This window comes from Pseudomonas sp. GZJR-8 (assembly GCF_002916705.1).
Lineage (GTDB): Bacteria > Pseudomonadota > Gammaproteobacteria > Pseudomonadales > Pseudomonadaceae > Aquipseudomonas > Aquipseudomonas synxantha_A.
Genome location: NZ_JXSI01000034.1, coordinates 1 through 799, shown reverse-complemented (window position 1 = coordinate 799; position 799 = coordinate 1). Strand labels below are relative to the sequence as shown.

The window sequence follows — 799 nt, the reverse complement described above, 5'->3', positions numbered from 1 at the left end:
TGAGTGCTGCCATTCACCCTGAAAAAAGGGACAGTCTACGGTTAAATAGAACTGCCCCCTCTAATTCTCCTGATATTTTTATTTTACATTGGGGCTAGTTCCCTGATGAAATTGAAGGAAGTACGGCCAAAGCGTACCTGATGTTTTCGTTAACGCCCGCGGATTGGCTGACTCCCGTATACATGTTATAGGTTTTAGACCTGCCACCCTGAACCACAGGAGTTATCCAAGCGGGTTGGATCCCGCCACTCCATCTGATAGGTACCTGGCCATACGCCGTGTAGATAGAAGGCCATTTATCTTCCGGGATTTGCGTATACGGTGGTTGGACCCTTTCACTGAAGTTGTGGTGGCCAAAGGGATATTTGTCACCGGCCAATATAACTACATACCAGCAGTTTGATACTGTGACAGGATAGCTGACCTCTTGACTCGCACTGTCCCTCACGTAGACTCGAGTGGTGCCGTTACTTTTGCTTCTGACGTTTCCATTGGCATCTACAACTGCTACTGGAGAGTTTTGTGGTCGAATTGAATAGTAATAAGGAGGCGTTCCACTTGCTGGCTGACGAGTAAGTGCGGCTCCAGGAAAATCAGCAATCTGCAATGCGCCTGTGGAGTTGAAGTGCCAGCCATTCAGGTACATGGTTGAGGTGTCAATGATAAGAGGTTTAGACTCGACGACGGTATAGGTCGTCTTTGGAAACTCAACTGCCCGGCTCTGATCGTCGATACCATTATAGGCCACGTAAAAACTCAACGTTACCTGGCTATTATTTGCCACCCTGTCCAACCAACT

At 47.9% G+C, this 799-nt stretch carries 1 pseudogene; it reads right to left on the bottom strand.

Annotated elements, in window-relative coordinates:
- Positions 1–94: 94 nt before the first annotated feature.
- Positions 95–799, bottom strand: a pseudogene (locus TK42_RS27055) (hypothetical protein); the annotation flags it as partial.